This is a genomic window from Providencia sp. PROV080 (assembly GCF_033688105.1).
Classification (GTDB): Bacteria; Pseudomonadota; Gammaproteobacteria; order Enterobacterales; family Enterobacteriaceae; genus Providencia; species Providencia zhejiangensis.
Genome location: NZ_CP096346.1, coordinates 1,776,759 through 1,796,721 on the forward strand (window position 1 = coordinate 1,776,759; position 19,963 = coordinate 1,796,721).

Annotated in this window: 16 protein-coding genes; 9 read left to right on the plus strand and 7 right to left on the minus strand. The window is 40.4% G+C overall.

Annotation, left to right across the window (positions count from 1 at the left end; genetic code table 11):
- Window positions 1-40 precede the first annotated feature (40 nt).
- The 5 genes from M1F03_RS07730 to M1F03_RS07750 all read right to left on the minus strand — a co-directional run bounded on the left by M1F03_RS07730 (window position 41) and on the right by M1F03_RS07750 (window position 6,506).
- On the minus strand, window positions 41-1,753 hold the full coding sequence (locus M1F03_RS07730; protein ID WP_318840116.1) for a potassium/proton antiporter: 1,713 nt from the start codon (window positions 1,751-1,753) through the stop codon (window positions 41-43).
- A gap of 481 nt (window positions 1,754-2,234) precedes the next feature.
- Window positions 2,235-2,903: a methionine ABC transporter permease gene (locus M1F03_RS07735; protein WP_154622346.1), complete on the minus strand. Its 669-nt coding sequence runs from the start codon at window positions 2,901-2,903 to the stop codon at window positions 2,235-2,237.
- Entirely contained in the window at window positions 2,900-3,913 is a 1,014-nt protein-coding gene (locus M1F03_RS07740; RefSeq protein ID WP_251463944.1) for a methionine ABC transporter ATP-binding protein, read from the minus strand. The genes M1F03_RS07735 and M1F03_RS07740 overlap by 4 nt, the downstream gene beginning before the upstream one ends.
- Before the next feature lie 3 nt (window positions 3,914-3,916).
- Window positions 3,917-5,377 carry an NAD(P)-binding domain-containing protein gene (locus M1F03_RS07745; RefSeq protein ID WP_251463946.1) on the minus strand — a complete coding sequence of 487 codons (1,461 nt, stop codon included), beginning with the start codon at window positions 5,375-5,377 and terminating at the stop codon, window positions 3,917-3,919.
- Window positions 5,378-5,381: 4 nt separating this feature from the next.
- Window positions 5,382-6,506: an alkylhydroperoxidase domain protein gene (locus M1F03_RS07750; protein ID WP_250000310.1), complete on the minus strand. Its 1,125-nt coding sequence runs from the start codon at window positions 6,504-6,506 to the stop codon at window positions 5,382-5,384.
- A gap of 171 nt (window positions 6,507-6,677) precedes the next feature.
- Between M1F03_RS07750 and M1F03_RS07755 the strand changes: the two genes are divergently transcribed.
- The 4 genes from M1F03_RS07755 to M1F03_RS07770 all read left to right on the plus strand — a co-directional run bounded on the left by M1F03_RS07755 (window position 6,678) and on the right by M1F03_RS07770 (window position 10,288).
- The gene (locus M1F03_RS07755) at window positions 6,678-7,565 is read left to right on the plus strand and encodes a MetQ/NlpA family ABC transporter substrate-binding protein (protein WP_154621782.1); all 888 of its coding nucleotides are present in this window, start codon (window positions 6,678-6,680) and stop codon (window positions 7,563-7,565) included.
- Between the two features lie 211 nt (window positions 7,566-7,776).
- Window positions 7,777-8,514 (plus strand): cyclase family protein, encoded by a 738-nt coding sequence (locus M1F03_RS07760; RefSeq protein WP_251463948.1) that lies wholly within the window; start codon window positions 7,777-7,779, stop codon window positions 8,512-8,514.
- 190 nt (window positions 8,515-8,704) lie between these two features.
- Window positions 8,705-9,484 carry an SDR family NAD(P)-dependent oxidoreductase gene (locus tag M1F03_RS07765; RefSeq protein WP_251463950.1) on the plus strand — a complete coding sequence of 260 codons (780 nt, stop codon included), beginning with the start codon at window positions 8,705-8,707 and terminating at the stop codon, window positions 9,482-9,484.
- A gap of 9 nt (window positions 9,485-9,493) precedes the next feature.
- On the plus strand, window positions 9,494-10,288 hold the full coding sequence (locus M1F03_RS07770; RefSeq protein ID WP_251463952.1) for a MoaF C-terminal domain-containing protein: 795 nt from the start codon (window positions 9,494-9,496) through the stop codon (window positions 10,286-10,288).
- A 43-nt stretch (window positions 10,289-10,331) separates the two neighbouring features.
- Here the strand turns inward: M1F03_RS07770 and M1F03_RS07775 are convergent, their stop codons facing one another.
- Window positions 10,332-11,576: an SLC13 family permease gene (locus M1F03_RS07775; protein ID WP_163861042.1), complete on the minus strand. Its 1,245-nt coding sequence runs from the start codon at window positions 11,574-11,576 to the stop codon at window positions 10,332-10,334.
- Window positions 11,577-12,173: 597 nt separating this feature from the next.
- Here M1F03_RS07775 and M1F03_RS07780 point away from each other — a divergent pair.
- The 5 genes from M1F03_RS07780 to M1F03_RS07800 all read left to right on the plus strand — a co-directional run bounded on the left by M1F03_RS07780 (window position 12,174) and on the right by M1F03_RS07800 (window position 18,143).
- Window positions 12,174-14,129, plus strand: a complete 1,956-nt coding sequence (locus tag M1F03_RS07780) for a PTS mannitol transporter subunit IICBA (protein ID WP_251463954.1) — start codon at window positions 12,174-12,176, stop codon at window positions 14,127-14,129.
- Window positions 14,130-14,139: 10 nt separating this feature from the next.
- On the plus strand, window positions 14,140-15,291 hold the full coding sequence (locus M1F03_RS07785) for a mannitol-1-phosphate 5-dehydrogenase (RefSeq protein WP_154621776.1): 1,152 nt from the start codon (window positions 14,140-14,142) through the stop codon (window positions 15,289-15,291).
- Window positions 15,292-15,395: 104 nt separating this feature from the next.
- Complete coding sequence (locus tag M1F03_RS07790; RefSeq protein WP_154621775.1) at window positions 15,396-15,926, plus strand: MltR family transcriptional regulator; 531 nt, start codon at window positions 15,396-15,398, stop codon at window positions 15,924-15,926.
- Between the two features lie 371 nt (window positions 15,927-16,297).
- Window positions 16,298-17,382, plus strand: a protein-coding gene (locus M1F03_RS07795) for an IS3 family transposase (protein WP_374195714.1) whose coding sequence is annotated in 2 segments (ribosomal slippage) — window positions 16,298-16,559 and window positions 16,559-17,382 — 1,086 coding nt in all. Because the reading frame shifts where the segments join, the coding sequence is not laid out codon by codon here.
- A gap of 41 nt (window positions 17,383-17,423) precedes the next feature.
- The gene (locus tag M1F03_RS07800) at window positions 17,424-18,143 is read left to right on the plus strand and encodes a hypothetical protein (RefSeq protein WP_251463956.1); all 720 of its coding nucleotides are present in this window, start codon (window positions 17,424-17,426) and stop codon (window positions 18,141-18,143) included.
- 126 nt (window positions 18,144-18,269) lie between these two features.
- On the opposite strand, the gene M1F03_RS07805 is transcribed toward M1F03_RS07800, so the two are convergent.
- The gene (locus tag M1F03_RS07805; protein WP_272661226.1) at window positions 18,270-19,583 is read right to left on the minus strand and encodes an NAD(P)/FAD-dependent oxidoreductase; all 1,314 of its coding nucleotides are present in this window, start codon (window positions 19,581-19,583) and stop codon (window positions 18,270-18,272) included.
- Window positions 19,584-19,963 lie beyond the last annotated feature (380 nt).

Consider the following 19,963-nt stretch of genomic DNA (forward strand, 5'->3'; position numbering starts at 1 on the left):
AGACAACTTCTAGTGTCTCAAATTGAAGTGTCTATTTGAATTAGACCAGAACACATACAGCAGTAACAATCCGAGAACCAATCATCTCACTAATTCTTATCTGCAAGCTGGCAAGGCTAATCACCGTGCCTTGTGTCGGCTCACTTGTGGTAATGCTATAAATAAACTGGTCGAGAGTTTGGTTATTTTCATTATCAATCAAAATGCCGTAAGACTCATAGATTTCATCTAATCTTGTTGTTCCTTTTAGACTAAGTCCGGAGGTCGGCAGTTCAATAGGGCTGAGATCCGGAGAAACTTGTTCCGAAAACAGACGTTCTAAAAAAGGACGATTTTCTGGTTTTAGCACAACAAACAAATGGTCGTCAGCAAATAACTTTGTTGAGCCTCGTGGTGGAAGCACTCCTTTACCACGGGTTATCATCGCAATGACCGTTTGGTCAGGCAGTGCGAGCTGAGATAAACGTCTTCCCACGGCAGAACAGTCCTCACCTAACGTGTATTCCACTAGGTCAGCATCGATTTGGTCTACCGCTGTAATATCTAGCGTCGCGGCTGGTAGCAGCGGAGGGGGTTGCATCAAATTCAGTTTTCGTGCGACATATGGCAAGGTGGAACCTTGTAAGGTTGCAGAAATCAGTACAACGAAGAAAACCACATCAAAAATGAGATTCGCGCCTGGCAACCCATAAATAAAGGGGAAAATCGCCAAAATAATAGGGACAGAACCTCTGAGTCCAACCCACGAAACTAGCGTGATCTCTTCACGGGTAAAGCCAAAAAATCTCAAAACAGGCACAACGGCAATAGGGCGAGCAATAAAGGTGAGTACCAGTGCAATAACGAGCCCTTCAAACCACACCTCGAGCAACGAGCTTGGATTGACTAATAGGCCTAACATAACGAACATAATGATTTGGCTTAACCAAGCTAATCCATCATGAAACAAAAAAGTGTTACGCTGGAAAACAAATCGTGCGTTACCAATAACCACACCAGTGACAAAAATAGATAAAAAACCACTACCTTGTAGATTACTCGCAAGACCAAATGACAACAGACCACAGGCAGCGACAAGCACAGGATAGAGACCCGTTGCTAACAACTTTATCTTATTAATGATTTTGATGGATATCCAACCAACGCTGAGACCAACAATCGTACCAATTCCCATTTGGCTGACGAACAGTAACAACAACTCTGTTCCTGAGGCGGTTTGGTTCATCAACAGCTGCAATAAACCAACAGTTAAGAAAATTGCCATTGGATCGTTGGTGGCACTTTCTATTTCTAACGTAGACTGCAAACGCTCATTGAGATAGATACCGGCATTACGTAATAAAGAAAAAACGGCAGCCGCGTCTGTAGAACCGACGATGGCACCGAGTAAAAGCCCTTCAAGTAATGGGATCCCAAGAATATAGGCCGCAGCGAGTCCAGTAATCCCAGCGGTGATCAGAACACCGAATGTTGCTAGGGTAAATGCTGGTTTCCAAACAAGGCGAATAGATTTTACCGACGTTTGCAAACCACCATCAAATAAGATCAGGGCTAATGCGAGTGAACCTACGGCATAAGAAACGTTAACATTATTAAACGCGATTTGGCCGATACCATCTTCACCTGCTAGCATTCCTATAAATAAGAACATAACAAGCATGGGTAAACCTAATCGAGCTGAGAGTTTACTGGAAAAAATGCCCAGTAAAATGAGGATTGAAGTGAGTAATATCAGTTGTTCTATAGTCGGCATAATCAGATTTAAGTTAGGGGTTGATAACACGCTGATGATGCAGTAGTGTTGCGTATAACGTAATCAGCAATATGATAAAAATTAAAATTGATATGGCATTGATACTGTTTTTGTTGAAAGTAGCTGAAAAACATTTCAATCTGCCTATCGTTATGATTATACAATAAATAATATAAATGAATTGACAAATAACTGCATTATATTAAATGAAATTTACATTTGTTGCCTATTTTTATAGCCTTTTAATGGCAACTAACACTAAAAATCAGCCTTTTATTTATGCTTTTTGGTAAGACTGAGCGATAAAGTGTCTAAAATTTGGTTTTTTGTATGTTTTTAATACTAATCAATAGGCTATATGTGTTAAACACAGTGATGAGGTAAAAAAAGCCTGAAAAACATGCGGGAATAGTGAATAAAAAAGCGATTTACAGATGAAAATGAGGTATGGCCGATATAAATGTATATCGGCCGAAGAGAATTAGTGATAGCGAGCCTTTTTAGCAAGGTAATCACCGATCATTTGCATCCCTTGCACAATAATAACCAATGTGACTACTGTGATTGCCATCGCCACGTTGTCAAAACGTTGGTAACCATAATTGAGCGCGAGATCGCCTACACCACCACCGCCAACGGCACCTGCCATTGCGGTTGCCCCAACTAAAGTAATACTTGCTGCTGTTAGGCTAAGGATTAATGAGGACTTCGCTTCCGGTAAAATAAAATGCCAAACAATTTGCCAATTAGTGGCACCCATTGAATCTGCGGCTTCAATGATCCCAGAATGAACGCTTAACAGTGAGTTTTCGATTAAACGTGCAGTATAAGGGGCGATATAAATAACAAGCGGTACGATCGCCGCGGTGGTGCCAATTGAAGTTCCAACCATAAAGCGTGTTAATGGGATCATCGCCACCAGTAAGATGATAAAAGGTAATGAACGAATGGTATTGATCATTGGATTAAGAATGCGATAAATCCATTTATTTTCCCAAATCCCATCTGGGCGGGTCACGACAAGCAAAATGCCCAGTAAAATACCCAATAATGAGCCTATCACCAGCGCAATAGAAACCATGGTGAATGTTTCAGACATAGCAAGTAAAAACTGCTTACTTGTTAATGCGGTATCAAACCATTGTGTCATAGAGCCCCCTTGCTAACAGCAACACCACGCTGGCGTAAAAACTCAACACCTTGATGAATATTTTCGTTGTCACCAATCAGTTGTACAAACATACTGCCAAGCACGACGCCACTGATTTCCTTCATATTGGCAAATAAAATATTAATTTTAATTTTATCTTGTAAGATCAGTTCATTCACAACAGGTTGTTGAGCTGAACTTCCTAAGAACTCCAAGCGATAAATATTATTTTGATGCTCTAAATTGTGGAGAACACGTTCAGGTATCTCTTCATTGAGGACGGTGCGAACAAATTTTTGGGTGGTTGGATGTTGTGGATTCGAAAATATCTCTAACACAGTACCTTCTTCGACGATACGTCCCGCCTCCATCACCGCAACGCGATGACAAACTTGTTCAATCACCTCCATTTCGTGCGTCACCAGTAAAATCGTGATTTTTTGCTCACGATTAATCTTTTTGAGTAAGGATAAAATTGAAAGTGTTGTTTGTGGGTCTAGCGCCGACGTAGCTTCATCACACAAGAGAATTTTAGGATTATTAATTAATGCACGAGCTATGCCCACCCGTTGCTTTTGTCCTCCTGAAAGCTGTCCCGGATATTGATGTTTTTTATCACTGAGCTCAACATAAGCTAAAATATCATCAACTCGCCGCTCAATGTCTTTTTTACTAACGCCAGAGAGTAACAGTGGCATAGCAATATTTTGAGCAACAGTTTTGGTTTCTAGTAAATTAAAGTGCTGGAAAATCATCCCAATACTTTTTTTATGATCGCGAATTTCAGATGCACTATGATGAGCAATGTTTTGCCCATTAATGACCACTTCACCAGATGTTGGTTTTTCTAGCTGATTCACTAAACGAATCAATGAGCTTTTGCCCGCACCGCTGTAACCAATAAAGCCAAAAATATCACCTTCATTGATTTGCAAATTAACGTCTTGTAGAGCCGTGAGGGAGTGTCCTTCCTTCTGGTATATCTTTTGAATATTTTGAAACCTAATCATATGTCACCCCACATGACTCGTTTGCTTGACGCGTTGCTGATAAGGCAACGCAGGCTGCCATTCATCACCAAGTAATTCGGCTTCAGTACTCTGTTTTACTTGTTGTAAGTGCTGCTCGTGGTAAGCGAGATACAATTTAGCGGCGATATGTTCCGCCAACTTTTGGGCGCTAGTATTGGTATTGGGGATCAAGCCAATCATGGGGCCCATACTTAAGGAGGCGGCTAAATTAAAGCAGTAGATATTGCTGAGTTCTGGTAAGTCACATTCCGCTTTCGGCAGGAATTCAAAATGCCCGCCTAAATAAGGGTAGGCGCTAAACTCGGCATTCTGTTCTTCGTTTGGTGGGGTATACATATCTGCCCATGTTCTAATAAAAGGAGCAATGTTGCTAAACGCGTTGTGTCGCTGCCAGTTAATGCGGTAACCAGTCGCTAAGATCAAATAATCAACGACGTAATTACCGGTTGTCGTCGAGAGATGTAATTTATCGTCTTTGACATCAATCTGTTTAATTTGAGTATCGAAATTAAAGTAAGCATTGTCATGACGAGAAACTCTTAGCGTACTGCCGTGTGGAGCCGGTGTTTTCGCTTTAACGACATAATCACTGTAATGCCATTTTTGTGCATCGGTTAGGTGCTCATAAGCTTGGGTGAAGCCAGGGTTGCCAGCGACTTTACCGCGATTGACTCTGGGCATATCTTTAGCGCGGATCAGTAATTCGACCGAACGCGCACCATGCTCAAGGGCGGTTGCTGAACTATCCATTGCCCCCGCGCTATAACCAACAACGGCGATATCTAATCCATCAAAGCGACTATAGTCGCTACCTGTATAAGAGTGTTCCCAGTAACGATGAGGAATGCCATCCATAAAATCAGGAATATTGGGTTCACTAAAGGATTCCATCCCCGTTGCTAGGATCACATGTTGTGCCTGATATTGCTGTTGCCCATGATGAGTTTGGAAAGTCAGTATGCAACCTTGTGAATTGAGTTGAGTATCGATTAATTGATACTCATTTAACACCGTGGGTGCGGTCATTTTTTTAAACCATTGTAAGTATTCATCCCATTGTAAGCGTGGAATTTTATCGAGAGCTTCCCATGCATCAGTACCAAACTGAGCTTTAAACCATGCTTGAAACGTTAACGAGGGGGAAGCGAGCGCTGGACCAACAACATGTTTTGGTGAGCGTAATGTTTCCATCAAAGCAGGCTGTTTCCAAGGACCTTCGTTGCCTTCTGGCGCTTGATCAAAAACAATTGCTTCAACACCTTGTAATTTAAGAGCAAATGCCGCAGTAATCCCCGACATTCCTGCACCGATAATCGCGACATCTAGTTGATGATTATCCGTAGAGTTTGGGGATAATGACCAGCGGTTAAGGGGTAAATTAAGATATTGTAGGTCTTGAATAATGTGTTCTTCCAAAGCCTTTAAGCCATTTAACTGTTTCATAAACTTATTCCTTGTCTTGCGTGACTTCAAAAGGCTCGCCTAAAGACAGCATCAGACGGTTCGCCCAAGAGAAAAAGGCGGTTGATTGAATAAGATCGAGAAGCTCCAACTCAGTCAGTCCGAGCTGACGAAGGGTATTAACGTGTTGAGGAGTCGCCTGTATTGGTGTTGCCGAGAGTGAGGCCGCTAAGTCAGTTATTGCTGTTAAGCGTGCATCATAGCCATTAGCTAAAACGTCTCCCGCTGGTGTTGCGAGTAACCTTGCTACATCGGTTTGGCGATCCTTAGCATATTGGCTTGCTTTACGCGCATGCACCGAAGCACAATAGATACAACCGTTAACTTTACTCACAACAGCCGCAGCAAATTCGCGTTCCCAGCGAGGTAAGCCATTAGCGGTATAAAAAATATCACGATCAATCATCGTACGTATTTCTAAGATGTTGCTGTGGTGAGCAAGCAGTAAAAAATATTCGGAATTGAGTTGGCCAAATTTTTTCATCACTTGTGCTTCATCAGCAGTAAGGCTGTGTTTATCACGAGCCTGCAACCAAGCCTCCCAGCCTAGTTGTTCTTGCGTGAAAGCAACTGGCGACGGTCTGCCTTGATGAGTGAGAGGATGGTTGTTCCAAGGGCCAGCCGTAATAGGTTCAGCTTGGTTACTGGTTGCACTTGCATCATGCAGCAATTTCAACCCTTCAATTAAGCGAGCTTGGTAAGTCACAAAGGTGACTAGCTGAGCTAGCAAAATAATATCTTGCTCATTCCATCCGCTTTCTATTAGCGAATGAATAAGCTGATAGTGCGTTTGTTTTGGATGACTAACCAAGGTTTCTACATACTTTGTAGCAGCTTTAAGTGCTGGAGTATCGAGAGCAGGTGAACGTTGTGCTAATAGTTGATGATAAAAATCAGCTAACGCTGGACTGCCTGTTTGCTCGGCAACACAGCGAGCCAATAAAAATTTAACGTCACCGGTTAATTGTGTCGAGGGAGCAGAAAAAATCGCTTCAAAAGCAGCTTGAGTATTTTCTGTCGTGTTTAAACGTTTCTTTCTAGCTTCAGCTAGCGTAGATTCTGGTGTTAGGTTTATTAGCGCATTAACTAAATCGTAATTTAAAATAGGCATCTTATAACTCACTTGTTTTTAACGTTTTTATCCTCTCCATTACATCTCAAGCAGATGGTTATTCGAACGAACAAATTATTATATTTTTATAACTATAAGTTATAAAAGTGGCTATATATATTCTTTTTGTATTAAGTTATAACGAGATGATCTAAATAGGATGTAAAAAATATGATTATACTGACCACATTATTGACACAGGGTCGTAACATCATGTTGAAACAAAAAATAAAACTTTTATCACTAATGGGTATTGCGGTTATCGCGTTAGCGGCATGTAATGATAATAATGAAAAGGGTAACCCCAATAAGAAAGAAATAACGATTGGCTTTGGTGTCGGTAATTATATCGACCAAGTCGAAAAAGGTGTTGTGCCTATTTTGGAGAAGAAAGGCTATAAAGTGAATTTACGTCAATTCTCTCAAAATAGACAAATTAACCCTGCTTTTGAAGAAGGCTCAATTGATGCGTCAGTGAACCAAAGTCGTGCATATATGGAAGCCTATAATAAGAAAAATAATATTAATATGGTGGCATTGACTGATTCGCCTAGTGCACCACAAAGTTTGCGTTCGAATAAACATAAATCTCTTGATGAAGTCAAAGACGGTATGATCGTCGCTTTATCAAATGACCCCGTGAATGCTGAACGTGGGGCTCGTATTTTAGAAGAATTAGGTTGGATTAAAATTAAACCTAATGTCAGTACATTGACATTTAGCGTTAATGATATCGAACCGGCTAAATATCGTTTAGATATTCGAGAAACAGATGCAGCACAAGGGTTACGCTTATTAGATGACGTTGATTTCGTTGTTGTTAATGGTAACTATGTTGCAAGTGCTGGACAACGAATTGCAGATGGATTAGTCGTCGAAAATTCACCATTAGAACACCGGGTGATTGTGACCGTGATGCAAGATGATGTGAATTCACAGTGGGCGAAAGACTTAAAAGAAGCATTCGAATCAAAAGAATACGCAGATTATATTCGCTCCCAACGTATTTATGATGGCTTTATTGAGCCTCAAGCGTGGGCCTCTTATCCAAAACCCTAGTCTTTTTATGATGTTTAACATTGTTATTTATTACCACCTAATATCCCATTAGGTGGTTTTATTTTATCTCGATGACCCTGTTAGCCACTAAAATGTAATATGAAAATTTTTCTTATTATCGATATGGACAAAAGGGTGTTTTTGGTTAATTAATAACATAAGCAAACTGAAAATAAAAAAATGTAATAGCGATATCATCAGGGGAACCGTTATGACGAATGAACTTATCACAGCACTCAATCTATTAAAGTCAAAAACATGGATTGATTTAACACACGCTTTCGATAAAGATTCTCCCCATTTTTTTATGTTTGAATCAGCAAACTTTAAGACACTATTTGATTATCAAGATGGTTTTTTTGCACAACAATTTACCTTTCCTGGGCAATATGGCACACATATTGATGCTCCATGTCATTTTGTACAAGGAAAACGTTACTTGCATGAACTTGAGCTAAAGGAGTTAGTGTTACCCTTGATTGTTATCGACCAGTCAGCAAGAGCAAAACAAGATCCTAATTTTGCCTTTTCACGAGAAGATGCCCTTAATTTTGAAGCGGAACATGGAAAAATAGAGCCTGAAACGTTTGTTGCGTTACGCACTGATTGGAGCCATCGCTGGCCATCACAGCAAGCAATGGAGAATAAAAACGCGGAAGGCCATAATCAAATCCCAGGATGGGGAATGGATGCATTGACGTTTTTATTTGAAGAAAGAGGCGTAAAAGCGATCGGCCATGAAACTTTTGATACCGATGCAGCGAAAGATTTCCGTCACAATAATGCGCTATTAGGTGAATATTATGTCTTAGAGCAAGACACCTATCAGATTGAATTAATGACAAACTTAGATAAATTACCAACGCGTGGCGCGATTATTTTCAATTTGGTGGCTAAACCTAACAATGCAAGTGGTTTCCCTGTTCGCTCTTTTGCTATTTTGCCATAAATCATTTTCTCTCTATCAGCCTGTATCTGTTCTTAAACAGGCTGATAACCCCTCTTAATATTCACAAAAGTCATTATCTATCTTGCACTTCAGCGCATATCGTCCCTTAGGTCGATAGTCAAGCAAAGTTATTTCTATCTATATTAATACTCGAATTAACTTTATTTTAACAAATGCTGGTGGGGGTTGGATGAATTCAAGAACCGTAATCATTACCGGTGGGGGAACTGGAATTGGTGCCGCATGCGCGCAGGTGTTTGCAGAGCAAGGTGATAACGTATTGATTGTTGGACGACGTCCAGAACCGTTACAAGCCGTTGCTGCTCGTACCGGAGCGATTGCCATCGTCGCCGATGTGTCGACTGGAGACTCATGGAATGAAACCATCTTACCGCAAATCAAACAGCATACAGATGCTATCGATGTTTTGATTTGTAATGCGGGCGGAATGGGGCTAGGCCGAGTGGAAGATATGAATGACCAAGAATGGCACCAAGGAATGAAAGCGAATCTCGACAGTGCTTTTGCCAGTGTTCGTGGCTGCTTACCATCGTTGATACAGCGTCGCGGTAATGTCCTTTTTGTTGGTTCGCTTGCCTCTTTAGCCGCAGGACCAGAGGCCTGTGGGTATGTGACAGCAAAGCATGCGTTAATTGGGCTAATGCGCTCTGTCGCACGTGATTATGGTCGTCAAGGCGTTAGAGCAAATGCAATTTGTCCGGGCTGGGTAAGAACACCAATGGCAGACGAAGAGATGCAACCTTTGATGGAACAACATCAATTCACGTTGGATGAAGCCTACCAGTATGTATGCCGGGATGTTCCCTTACAGCGTCCTGCTAGCGCACATGAAGTTGCATTAGCGTGTCGATTCTTGTGCTCTGCGGATGCTTCTATGATTACCGGTGCAGCACTCGTTATCGACGGTGGTGCGGCTGTTGTTGACCTACCTACACTGGCTTTTACCTAAGGAGTTATTATGATTGAAGAAGTGGCATTTATCCAAGTTGGCGCATTATCTGATGGATTTGCACCTGATAGCTATATATTAGATACCAATAATCAACTAACAGGTAAAACATTCCAATTAACGTTTGCCGAGACAGCAGCTCAGGAAACAATCTCTTTTCCAACCGAGCAACAAATAGAATGGCAAGGTGTGGTACGTGATTGTCGTATCACCTCAATTCGTGAAGGCATTTATTTTATTAATTTTATTTCACCAGAAGATTGGCGTACAAGTATTACGATCATTATTAATGAAGCAGAGGATAATTGCGTATTAGTGCGGGGCACGCTTCCCACTGAACAAGATATCCGTATGTCAGCTTTTACAAAAGTCGAACAAAATCAACCCTTGACAGGCGTTGATGTCGATATTCATTTTGGTAGTCTGAGTAATACTCAACATCCACTACCTGCTTATACTTCAGAGTTGATTGGTATGCGTAATATGTATACCTATAACCCTAAAGAGCGTTATGAACATGTTTATTTAAATGAACAATTTTATGCGTGGCATTGTTTAGATGGCGTAGAAAAAGGATTGGCGGATGTTGATCGCTGCCATTATATAAAGGTATCCGACAATTTATATTTATTCATTTGGCGCGAAAAGATTATCCCAACGCTCGGTATTATTCTCATTGATTTACAAGGTATGAGAACGGATGGCGGAATTATGGGGTATCAAGATCAGGAATTTAGTTCAGTTAGCCTATTCCCCGTTGGGGCACATGCTACTATTTTAAATAAAACTCACTACCCTAAATAAGTATTCTATAGGCCACCCGCCGTAAACAGCGAGTGGCTTTTTTTTAAAGGACTAACACTATCCATGCGGCCGCTAAAAGCATACACAGCAGCGCAACGATGCCCCCCGACTTGGCAAATTCTGAAAATGAGATTTTGACGCCGTAAGCGGCAGCTTGCTCAACGACAATAATGCCGGCAAGACTTCCAAATACAAATAAATTACTTGAGAACCCAGAGCCTAAGACTAAGGCTGCACCTAATGAATCGGCATTGCCACTTGTGGATAGGAAAGGGACAAGTAACATCACGGCGGGGTTATTCCCGACAATAGTACTTAATACTCCCGTGACCAAAAATAGAACAATAGGGTTGTTTAATTCAACGCCATTACTGCGCAAGTCATTTAACATTTGTTGTGGTAAGCCAGTCGATGCAAAGGCGGCATTGACAACAAATAGCCCCATAATCAGTAATAGTAAATTACCATCAACGAGTTTCAACATATCACTTGAGGCTATCGAACGGTTTAAAAGTAAAAAGCCCGCAGCCGTTAAGGCAATAAGTTCTCTTGGTATATCACTGATAACGAAAGCGATGATCACAATGAATGTGATAATACCGGCTTTGGTGGTTTCCCATACATCAAGTTTTGTCGCGGGGTCAGTTGGTGCAGTAGGGGCCGAGGGCGTTGTCGCCGTTTTAGCGAGATACCAACGATTACGATAGAGAAAAACTAAAATAGCCCATGTAATAGGTAATGATAGCAAAGCTGGGATCGCCGAAGCTTGTAATAAACCAATAAAGGAAATATCTAACCCTTGTGCCGCAATCATGTTTTGAGGGCTGCCAATTAATGAACCTGAAGCACCATTGTTAGCGGCAAAACAAAATCCTAACAGAAAGGGAATTGGGTTTAATCCACGAGATAAGGTAATTGAGACTAACAAAGGTGTCATGGCGACAACAACGACATCATTTGTGAGTAAGGCGGAGAGTAGTCCGCCAACGGCAATTAATACAGCAAGTAGTACTGGAGCACTGACGTTTAGCATCGCAACGCGGTTCGCCGTCCAGCTATAGAATCCGGATACGACAAAAGATGCGGAAACGACCATCAAGCCAAATAACATCCCAATAGTACGATAATCGATAGCATTCCATGCATGTGGTGGCGTAATACTCCCTACAGCCATCATGGCCAAAGCACCAATAACCGCAGCTCCTGTTCTATCGACTTTAAAACCGGGCAACTTACCAAACCCCATCGCAACATAGACTAGCAGAAAAATAATGATCGTGAGGCTCATAACCTATTCACTCTTATTAGTAAAATTACGGCTAATTTAGCGGTGAAGAATCAATGAAGCAAGTAGAATAACCTTTAAATAATAATAAGTTGCAACAGGTCATTTAATGATGATTTTAATGAGATGAAATAGGGTCGAGATGTTGAGAAATTGAATTTCCTCACTTCAAAAAAGAAAAGCGCATCAAACGAGAGCGATATGCGACGAGATGAAAGTTTATTACAAAAATATTGAATAACAGTAACAATAGACCAAATGGTGAATTTTACTGAGTTAAAAAGTAGGCAACCTAAAAATATTTTGTGATTGGAATCACTATTTAACAAAAAACATCGTCGTAAAAAATGTGATAAAAATCACGTTAAATTGGTTTGATGAACAAAAAAAACGCAATGTAGTTTTGCTACATGCCGTTATTGAGAGTTTGATCACTAAAAACATAGGGGGAGTGAGGGGGGAATAGTGATATCAATCACAAAAAGCCCGCGTGGTACGCATCCGATAGCGGTCATGCTAGAGTGAAACTGTTCAAAAATCACAAACGTTATTTGGCGATAACGTTATAACCGTATCATTTTCGTACCACGGGGTTCTATTATGGTAACATCAAATGTCAAATTAAAGGTACAGAATTTTGGGCGCTTCCTGAGTAACATGGTTATGCCTAATATTGGTGCCTTTATCGCGTGGGGGTTGATTACCGCGCTCTTCATTCCAACGGGCTGGTGGCCAAATGACACGTTGGCGCAACTTGTCGGCCCGATGATCACGTATCTTCTTCCCTTACTCATTGGTTATACTGGCGGTCGCTTAGTGGGTGGCGAACGTGGCGGCATTGTTGGGGCGATCACCACTATGGGGGTTATCGTAGGGGCGGATATGCCAATGTTTATGGGGGCGATGATAGCCGGTCCATTAGGAGGATTTGCAGTCCGTCGTTTTGACCGCTGGATTGAAGGCAAAGTCAAAACAGGTTTTGAGATGTTGGTGAATAATTTTTCATCAGGCATTATCGGGATGCTGCTCGCCATTCTTGCATACCTTGCGATTGGTCCTTTAGTGGAAGGTTTATCCAAAATACTTTCCGCAGGGGTCAATGTGATGGTGGCCCATAATCTATTACCGTTGACCTCAATATTTGTCGAACCAGCCAAAATCTTATTTCTCAACAACGCGATTAACCATGGTATTTTTTCTCCTTTAGGGATACAGCAAGCCACAGAAACAGGGGCATCCATCTTCTTTTTAATTGAAGCAAACCCAGGTCCAGGTTTAGGCGTACTGCTGGCTTATATGTTTTTTGGTAAAGGCAATGCGAAACAATCAGCGCCTGGTGCCGCGATTATCCATTTTTTTGGCGGAATACATGAAATCTATTTCCCCTATGTGTTGATGAATCCGAGATTAATTATTGCTGTTATTCTTGGTGGAATGACGGGCGTATTTGTGATGAGCATCTTTCATGCGGGGCTTGTTTCACCAGCATCTCCAGGCTCTATTTTTGCCGTATTGCTGATGACGCCGAAATCATCATTAATCGGTGTGATTTTATCGGTCACGAGTGCCACATTAGTTTCATTTTTAGTGTCGGCTATTTTATTAAAACGAACGCGTTTAGGGGATGAAGATGAGCTTGGTAACGCAACGCAAAAAATGCGTGAAATGAAAGCGCAATCGAAATCTTCAAGTGGAAAAAGTGACAAGGCTGTAGCAAACCAGACAGCAAATTTGAGTCAGGTTCGCAAAATTATCGTTGCCTGTGATGCAGGAATGGGGTCCAGTGCGATGGGTGCCGGAGTCTTAGCGAAGAAAGTGCGTGATGCTGGGCTAAATGAAATTGCAGTGACCAATATGGCAATTAATGATCTCCCTGCCGATGTAGATATTGTTGTGACACATAGAGATTTAACTGCACGAGCAAAAAACTATGCGCCTCATGCACTTCATATCTCACTGACAAATTTTTTAGATAGCCAAACGTATAATGACCTCATCACGCGTCTTATTGCTGAAAAAAGCCCACACGCCGCGAATGACAGTCGCTTGATTAAACAAACGCTAATCGCGGCAAACGATGAACATTATGATCCAGAAGAGCAAGAAGAAGCATTGTTTACTCTCAGTTCACAGCATATTCATCTTAATTTAAGCGCACCGAATAAAGAACAAGCCATTCGCTTTGCGGGAGAAAAGCTCGTTGAAGGGGGATATGTTGAACCTGAATATGTGGAGGCGATGCTAGAAAGAGAAAAGTTAACATCAACCTATTTAGGCGAGTCTATCGCGGTACCACACGGCACAATTGAAGCGAAGGCACGCGTATTAAAAACAGGCATTGTTATTTGCCAGTACCCTACTGGTGTTCGATTCGGTGATGAACCAGAAGATATTGCCCATTTAGTGATAGGAATTGCTGCCCGTAATAATGAACATATCCAAGTCATTACAAAAATTACCTCTGCACTTGATGAAGACGGAATGATTGAAAAACTCTGCAAAACTCAGAGTGTTCAGGAAGTTCTCGATATTTTATCAACACAAAGTGCCGCTTAAGGAGATTGCTATGAAAGTCATTCATTTTGGTGCAGGTAATATTGGACGTGGATTTATCGGCAAACTATTAGCAGATGCAAATTCAGAAATGATTTTTGCAGATGTTAATCAACAGCTTATTGACCAATTAGCACATCAGCAGTCCTATCAAGTCCATGTGGTTGGTGAAGAACATATCGTTGAAAAAGTTCAACGAGTGAATGCGGTTAACAGTATGGATCCAAAAACAGTGGAGCATATCGCCATTGCAGATATGGTGACGACTGCTGTCGGGCCTCAAATATTAGAAAAAATTGCAGCAACATTGGCAAAAGGTATACAGAAACGAAGGGAAATCGGCAACAGTAAACCCTTGAATATTATTGCCTGTGAAAACATGGTAAGAGGAACAAGCCAGCTGAAACAGCATGTGTTAGCTCATCTTTGCGATTCAATGCATCAATGGGTAGAGGAAAATGTTGGCTTTGTAGATTCTGCTGTCGACCGCATTGTACCTCCTATGGAGGCGGCAAACGATGACCCGCTCGATGTAACGGTAGAGACATTTAGTGAATGGATCGTTGATCAAACACAGTTTGTTGGCGACATTCCTGAAATCAAGGGAATGGAGCTGACAGAAAATTTGCTGGCATTCGTTGAGCGTAAGCTATTTACTCTAAATACTGGGCATGCAATTACAGCGTATTTGGGGCAACTCAAGGGATATCAGACGGTCTACGATGCGATCAATGATCCGCAGATTGCAGAGATTGTGAAAGGAGCCATGCAGGAGAGTGGGCAAGTCTTAATTCAACGCTATCGCTTCGATCCTATCAAGCACCAACAATACATAGATAAAATTTTAAAGCGTTTCGCTAATCCTTACCTCCATGACAATGTTGAGCGAGTCGGACGCCAGCCTATGCGTAAACTCAGTCCTGAAGATAGGCTAATTAAACCGTTACTTGGCACCCTTGAATACCAATTAGCGAATCACTATTTAGTCATTGGTATTGCTGCTGCTTTGCATTTTAGGAGTGAAGCTGATCCTCAAGCAGTTGAAATGGCTAAATATATTAGCGAAAATGGAGTCGATGAAGCTGTTAAGCGATTCTGTGGGTTAGTCGATCACCCACAGTTGGTTCAAGCTATTTGTCATGAATACCAGCACATGAATAAATAAATGGATAGCTTTATTCTTTTTATAGCCTCAAAATTATAAAGGTAGTCAACTTATCACTTGGTAGTTGTTGAATTTTCAGCTACCAAGTGGTGTAAAGAGTCATTATGGAAAATAGACAGTATACAGAAAATCAAGTCCTTGAAAGGCTGAATAAACATTCAGATATCAGGCCATTTATTCAGGAAGTGATTGTTCTGATCACTGAAGCCATTGATCAACTGATGCTAAAGGTTTTTCGCAAAGATGATTATGCGGTTAAATATGCTGTTGAGCCACTCCTTGAAGGCAACGGTCCATTAGGGAAACTCTCTGTACGCTTAAAATTATTATTTGCCTTAGGGGCTATTTCTCGCGAATTATATGAAGATATAGAACTTTTTCTTGCATTAAATGAAGTTCTCTCAACAGAACAATTGCCATTGGCTTTTACTGATGATGAGATTATTGGACCAATAAAAACACTGCATTGCATTGACCCCTTACCTGAAATGATGCTGTTTAATTTACCTGAAGATTTAATTGACCAACAATTAATTGACTTACAAAAATATCGCTATCAAGAGATGGTTAAATCAGCATTAGTGCTTTCAGTGACCTCTTTAATTTCTCAGATATTAGATACTGAGGTTTTTTAATTCAATAACACCTTTTCAGTGATTCTTATTACAACCATCATAATAGATGAATCTATTATGTTTTCTATTCTGTACAAACTCGCCATAAAGATAATATTCTCTTTCTGTTTAAAGCCAGAGTTAGCTTATCTATAAGTTAAAAAATCATGCTATTCGTTATAAGAATTAATGCTTTAATATGACTTTTATATAGAGAAATGTCTTAGGCTACCTTAGATAAGAATCATTTTTTATTGGTCATCAATACTCGGGAAATGTAATGAGTCATAATTCTAAATCATTAAAGGAGAAAGTTATTATTGTAATCCCCCCGAAAAATCGCAGCAGTTATTTATAGAAAATTCTATTAAAATAAACTCAAGGAGTTTTCTATGCGTAAATCAAAATTCACTGATAGCCAGATATTGGCAATCATTAAACAAAATGAAAGTGGTATGCCCGTTCCAGAACTCTGCCGAGAACATGGTGTTAGCTCTGCAACATTTTATAAGTGGCGAGCTAAATTCGGCGGTATGGATGCTTCGTTGATGAAGCGAATGAAAGAACTCGAAGACGAAAACCGTCGGCTCAAAAAAATGTATGCGGAAGAACGTCTCAAAGCTGAGATTCGTTTGGAGGCGCTTGAGGGAAAGTTATAAAGCCATCTCATCGTAAGGAGATGGCTAAGGCTGCCGCAATTAAGTATGACATAAGCATTCGCTTTGCTTGCTTGTGCATGAATGTGAGCGAAAGCTGCTTTTACTATCAAAGTAAACTTAATGCTGAAAACGATCAGATTGCTGACTGGCTAATACGCCTAACCGAAAACAAAAAACGTTGGGGGTTTGGTCTATGTTTCTTGTATTTACGCAACGTAAAGGGCTTCGCATGGAACCACAAGCGCGTTTATCGAATTTATTGTGAGTTGGAGCTTAATCTTAGAATTAGGCCTCGCAAACGCTTAAAACGCGATAAGCCTGATGCCCTCAGTGTGCCTGTAGCCATTAACCAAGTATGGTCTATGGATTTTATGTCAGACAGCTTAGCCAGTGGCCGCAGCATTCGAACCTTTAATGTCATTGATGATTTTAATCGTGAATGCTTAGCGATTGATGTTGATTTATCGTTGCCTAGCGCACGAGTTATTCGGTCGTTAGAACAAGTCATCGAGTGGCGCGGTAAACCCAAAGCGATACGATGCGACAACGGACCAGAATATATTTCAGGAGAGCTAATAAACTGGGCAACACGGCAGCAAATTACCTTACTTTATATTCAGCCTGGCAAGCCTACACAAAATGCTTACATTGAACGCTTTAACCGAACAGCTCGTCATGAATGGCTTGATTTAAATATATTTGAGAGCGTTGAGCACGCTCAAGAACTTGCCACACAGTGGCTTTGGACTTATAACAATGAGCGGCCGAATACGGCGATTGGAGGAATACCCCCGAGACAGCGATTACAGGTAGCTTAAACTCTATAAATAGTTACTGTGAAAAGTGGGGGGATTACATTATGTCAACGGCAATAACAAAAATAAACATTGATACACGCTATCAAGAAATTAACACGATTAACTCAACGTTACCGGATTCAGAAACAAATTATACCACGAAGGTGTTAGCATATAGCCATGACGCCATGCTTAGATTGAATACGGTCATAAACTCACTCGTTATTGATGTGAACCTCTTACTACCTATGTTCCAACAAACACAGAGAAACTCGATACTTGGGGATGCGGTATTAGCTAGCATTAACATGATATGTGATAAGGCTAATCACTTAGAAATAGAGACAAGAAACAGTTTTTCGGCAATCGCTATTGATGATGAAATAAATCATCAATCAATCTATAAAGCGCAAATACAAAAATCCATTGGAGGGTTTGAAAATAATTTAAATAACCTAGTGTTACAAAAAGCATCACTCATGTCAGTTTATACTGATAAAGTAAAGGACGTTAATCACTTCTTGCCTTTTTTAGATGAAGTGACTGAACGTATTAACAAAGAAATTTCACGTTTGAGCGATTTTTTAGAAAAGTTAAATGAATTACTATCATTAATTCTAAAAATAAAAGAATTGATTACTATGATAATAACGGTGATTAAGAGTTTAATGGAAATAATTAAACGCTTTGATGTATATAGGGTTAAAGGTAGCTCTTCTGATGGCTTAGTAAACCTTGTTAATGAATTAAAAGATTATCTTAATGGTTTTTTGAATACATAAAATTAAAAATCCTATACTTTATATTATTCAGCTTATGAGATAACCCAATAAGATTATCTTATGAGGCTATCCTAATAGCCTCTATAAACGGTATGGCGTATGTGATTATTTATAACGACATTATTGTTATATTTCACGTCTACCAAGGTACCTTTCTTTCATTAAAGATGTACTAATTGCAATGTCTAAAATGGGGGATGGGGGAAGGTAATTTGCCTTACCAAGTGCATTCATGGCTTCAATTAAAGGATGCTCAATGCCTAAAGCATAATCAGCGAGTAATGTACCTGCTATCGTTTGTTTAGATATACCTGCACCATTACAGCCTCCGGCACTATAAACCCCATGCATTAATTTCCCCCAAACAGGTGCTCCATTGCGGGTGACACTAATGGTACCAGACCAAGTATTAACCAGTGGTACATCTGATAATTGCGGATAAATTCTATTAAAGAGCTGCTTGTGTTGTTGCGTCACTTGATAGGTTTGTTCGGCTGTTATACGGCCTTTTAAAGCAGGGGTAACATGTTGACGAATTAATAAACGGTGATCTTGAGTATAACGTAAGGTCGCGCCTGCAATAGCATTCACAGGTGTTAATCCCCAACTATTCATTGCAGGTAATCTCTGTCTCTGCTCAAGGGTCAGTGGCGCACTAATGCTTGCAAACGTTGCCATAGCGGCTTGGTAATTCGCTATAGGTCTCAATTCGCGAGAAAGTGCATTGGTGGCTAGCATGATATTGGGCGTCCGAATATTACCGTAGGGCGTAAAAATCGTATGTACTTTCGCTGTGTGAACCGCCATGACAGGGGTATTATTATAAACGGTGATATTTTTCGGAAGGCTATTTGCTAGGCCGACCACGAGGCTGGCAGGATTGACCAAAATTGAATTAGGCGTATAAATGCCTTTATTGTAAAAATGCGTACCGAGCTTTTGATACAGAGCGTCTTTATCTAAGAGTTGATAAGACTCATGCATAAGATTAAGGTTCTCAACATATTCCTGCAACACACGTTGGTTTTTGGTATCGACTTGGCAGTGATATTTGCCTACATTTTCCCAATCACACTCGATATTAAATTGCGCTATTAATGCAGTGAGTTGATTTATACCTTCTTCAAGTAATGAACGATAAAATTGTGCCTTTTTTAATTCAGCAGTCGAGCTACCAATATTATGAGGCAATCCAATAATAAATCCGGAGTTCCTTGCCGATGAGCTGTCAACCGCGGTTGCTGAATCAATCAGAATAATATTTAGGCTCGGGTTATTTTGCGCGAGCCTTCTAGCAAAAGAGAGACCTGCATAGCCTGAACCAACAACGACCCAATCTGCATCAGTATCGTTATTTAGAGTAGGGTAGGTATTGATCACTAAACCTTCTTTTAACCAACCATTTTTATTTTGATTAAATGGCACTGAAGCGTATTTCATCGATTTTGCCTAATAGTATCTGATATTGATATAGCTGATATGGACGTGTTTAAATCATAATCAAAAGATTAAATAACACCGAAAGATCATGACTATAGCGTAAATCTGATTTTTTGATAGTGAAGAAAACTCAACTTGAAATAAGGCAAAGGCGCTATTAGGATAATCTGTCAGCAAAGAAAATCGTATCGCTTTAATGAATGGTATCTATGACGAACGTGTCACATCGATCGTGTATCAACAACGAACAACTGGTTATAACTCGATATTTCATCCAATGATAATAAGGCAAGTAGATGACACCTGCATTATCAGACATTCTCTACCCAGTAGAGTAGCCGGTAAGTCATATTTTGATAACTAAAATTATTTATTATCAG

What these genes read in the sequence shown, in the direction of transcription:
- M1F03_RS07785 (WP_154621776.1), top strand. Translation starts at nt 14,140, where the DNA reads ATGAAAGTCATTCATTTTGGTGCAGGTAATATTGGACGTGGATTTATC.
- M1F03_RS07750 (WP_250000310.1), bottom strand. Translation starts at nt 6,506, where the DNA reads ATGCCTATTTTAAATTACGATTTAGTTAATGCGCTAATAAACCTAACA.
- M1F03_RS07770 (WP_251463952.1), top strand. Translation starts at nt 9,494, where the DNA reads ATGATTGAAGAAGTGGCATTTATCCAAGTTGGCGCATTATCTGATGGA.
- M1F03_RS07765 (WP_251463950.1), top strand. Translation starts at nt 8,705, where the DNA reads ATGAATTCAAGAACCGTAATCATTACCGGTGGGGGAACTGGAATTGGT.
- M1F03_RS07805 (WP_272661226.1), bottom strand. Translation starts at nt 19,583, where the DNA reads ATGAAATACGCTTCAGTGCCATTTAATCAAAATAAAAATGGTTGGTTA.
- M1F03_RS07775 (WP_163861042.1), bottom strand. Translation starts at nt 11,576, where the DNA reads ATGAGCCTCACGATCATTATTTTTCTGCTAGTCTATGTTGCGATGGGG.
- M1F03_RS07740 (WP_251463944.1), bottom strand. Translation starts at nt 3,913, where the DNA reads ATGATTAGGTTTCAAAATATTCAAAAGATATACCAGAAGGAAGGACAC.
- M1F03_RS07730 (WP_318840116.1), bottom strand. Translation starts at nt 1,753, where the DNA reads ATGCCGACTATAGAACAACTGATATTACTCACTTCAATCCTCATTTTA.
- M1F03_RS07780 (WP_251463954.1), top strand. Translation starts at nt 12,174, where the DNA reads ATGGTAACATCAAATGTCAAATTAAAGGTACAGAATTTTGGGCGCTTC.
- M1F03_RS07760 (WP_251463948.1), top strand. Translation starts at nt 7,777, where the DNA reads ATGACGAATGAACTTATCACAGCACTCAATCTATTAAAGTCAAAAACA.
- M1F03_RS07800 (WP_251463956.1), top strand. Translation starts at nt 17,424, where the DNA reads ATGTCAACGGCAATAACAAAAATAAACATTGATACACGCTATCAAGAA.
- M1F03_RS07745 (WP_251463946.1), bottom strand. Translation starts at nt 5,377, where the DNA reads ATGAAACAGTTAAATGGCTTAAAGGCTTTGGAAGAACACATTATTCAA.
- M1F03_RS07755 (WP_154621782.1), top strand. Translation starts at nt 6,678, where the DNA reads ATGATTATACTGACCACATTATTGACACAGGGTCGTAACATCATGTTG.
- M1F03_RS07735 (WP_154622346.1), bottom strand. Translation starts at nt 2,903, where the DNA reads ATGACACAATGGTTTGATACCGCATTAACAAGTAAGCAGTTTTTACTT.
- M1F03_RS07790 (WP_154621775.1), top strand. Translation starts at nt 15,396, where the DNA reads ATGGAAAATAGACAGTATACAGAAAATCAAGTCCTTGAAAGGCTGAAT.